Source organism: Pseudarthrobacter sp. CC4, assembly GCF_048957775.1.
Taxonomy (GTDB): domain Bacteria; phylum Actinomycetota; class Actinomycetes; order Actinomycetales; family Micrococcaceae; genus Arthrobacter.
Window position 1 is genome coordinate 1 of sequence record NZ_JARCCZ010000062.1, and the last position, 2,209, is coordinate 2,209.

At 61.1% G+C, this 2,209-nt stretch carries 2 protein-coding genes; both read right to left on the minus strand.

Translation table 11 applies throughout. From position 1 onward, the window contains the following. Positions 1–447: 447 nt before the first annotated feature. Positions 448–801: a helix-turn-helix domain-containing protein gene (locus PV768_RS21720; RefSeq protein ID WP_224092706.1), complete on the minus strand. Its 354-nt coding sequence runs from the start codon at positions 799–801 to the stop codon at positions 448–450. Continuing rightward, entirely contained in the window at positions 794–1,885 is a 1,092-nt protein-coding gene (locus tag PV768_RS21725; protein ID WP_421094193.1) for a tyrosine-type recombinase/integrase, read from the minus strand. Before PV768_RS21725 ends, PV768_RS21720 begins: the two co-directional genes overlap by 8 nt. Between the last annotated feature and the right edge of the window lie 324 nt (positions 1,886–2,209).

A 2,209-nucleotide genomic window follows, 5' to 3' on the forward strand; every position in this document is an offset into this window, starting at 1 on the left:
AGGTTACGAAGGAAGGCCGTGACGTGCTTTTGCCGGATCCAGGTCATGCCGCTGTTGGCCCGTTTCATTGACTTCAGGGCCGCCGCCAGCGGGATCAGTTCCGTGGCCATGATTCCCGTGGCTGGGTCTCTAAGCAGGTCGTCTACGATGTCGCCGAGGACGCAGGTCCAGCAGCGTCCACCACTGTAAAGTTCGTCTTCGGCGCCGCAGCCCACACAGTCGACGTTGAGCCGAACGCCCGAGCAGCTGCGGCATGCCGGCTCCTCATCGATAATTCCCGGCAGGACACCTTCGTGGCCGCAGGCGCAGACTCCACGGGTGCGCTTTGCCTGCTGATAGCAGTAGCCGCAAACGCCGCCGTCCGGCCAGCGCGCGACGGTTTGATGGTGCTGACCGCAGCGACTGCAGGGAACCGGCCAGCGGATCGGGTCCTCTGCTTTGCGTGGCCTACTCACCGTCCTCAGAAGCGACGAGTCGGACACGTCGTGCGATGGGGTTGCCTGGTTGGATGCCGAGGTCTTCGCTGCGCTTCGGGGCGTTGGCTGTCGCCGCGGCGCGCATTTCCACGAATGGTTCGAACAGGTCGTTGGGTGTGCAGTCCAGGATGTCGCAGAGCGCGGCGAATGTCTTGGCCGGAATGCGCTCCGGCGTGGAGGTGACCAGCCTGTAGACCTGGCTTTCGGAGAGGTTGATGCCACGGGATTTCAGGAGCGGCATCAGTTCGGTGGTCTTCCAGAGGTTCTGCTTTGCCATCAGGGCTCGCAGGTTCCAGCGGTAGCCGATCCGGCGCTGTTCAGGCATCTGGGTCCTCCAAGTTTGCGATGCGGCGTGCAATCATCTGCTGCACGGTTTTCTGCTTGAAGTCCGACGATACCGATGTGTAGAGCCCGGTGGTCGATGCGTAGGAGTGGCCGACCTGCGTCTGCACGAAGGCCGCGTCGTAGCCGGCTTCGATCAGGTGGGTCACGTAGGAATGCCTGAGGCAATGCAGACCAAGCTCCTGGGGCAGACCGACGGCATCCCGGGCAGCGGCGAACGCATCCCCGAAGGAGCCCAGGGACATCCGGGCGCCACGTTCGCTCGGCCAAAGAGCCGAAGACCTGTCAGCTGTCGGGAACTGCTGCCTCATGCCGCCGGCTGTCCAGGTCTTGAGCTGGTCCACGACCCAGTCGAACTCCGGCACGGTCAGCACGGTGCGACGTCTGGGTCCTGAGCCTGCCGTACCTTTGGCGAACCGTACCTGGACTGCTCCGAACCGGCCGTAGGCGCTGACGTGCGGGTTCGGGCCGAAGTCTTCCAGGTCCAGCATGGTCATTTCGCGTCGGCGAAGCCCATAGGCGTAACAGACTTTGAACGCCACCGAGTCGCGGAACAGGGGCAGCCAGCGTTTGCTGCCAGCGGCGTATTCCCGGTCGACAAGGTCATCGATGTAGTCGAATAGTCGCTGCAGTTCCGCCTTGGTGAATGACCGCTTCTTAGCCGGGACGGCATCATCGGTGGTGTGCCGTGGCATGTTCCACTCGAAGCAGATCTGGCTCGGAATATCGCCGAAAGTCCGTTCGCAGAACTCGCCCCAGCCATAGCCAGGATGCGTCAGGTAAGAGCAGAACATCGCCACGGCGTTGCTGTACGAGCGCAACGTCTTCAGGCTGATCGGTTTCTCGCCCGAGCGCAGATCGGCCAGGAAGTCATCAATGTCGGCGGGGCGCCATTGCCACGGAAATTCAGCCGTAAAGCGCTGAAAACGCTCCAGCAGCTGGCAGCGCTGCTTGATGGTCTGAGTCGTGAGGCCACGCGCCAGCATCTGCGCCCGCCAGCCATCGAGCATGGCCGTGAAAACCCGTTCATCAGCCCTAAACAGCCCAATGTCCGGATCCACCAACATCCGCGGGACGAAACCCGGAACGGCACCACTCACAACGACCCCTAAACCATGGAAACATGCATTAGATGCAGGAAACCTACAGCCATAAGCGATCCAAGGGCAAATTCAGCCGACGGTGTAAGGAGCGCGCGTCACCAACAAAGCCCTGTTGACCTGCGGAAACGCTGGATTCGTCCAGGGAAGGGAGTTCTTGCAGCTACTTGTACTCCCGTACTTTGAATGCCGATAACCTACGTTATGTAAAGCTGTACTCTGCGTATTGCATCAGATGAATCAATCGTCCCGATCCCCCGGATCCGCACAAACTTCTCTCACTTCGTTGAG

What these genes read in the sequence shown, in the direction of transcription:
- PV768_RS21720 (WP_224092706.1), bottom strand. Translation starts at nt 801, where the DNA reads ATGCCTGAACAGCGCCGGATCGGCTACCGCTGGAACCTGCGAGCCCTG.
- PV768_RS21725 (WP_421094193.1), bottom strand. Translation starts at nt 1,885, where the DNA reads ATGTTGGTGGATCCGGACATTGGGCTGTTTAGGGCTGATGAACGGGTT.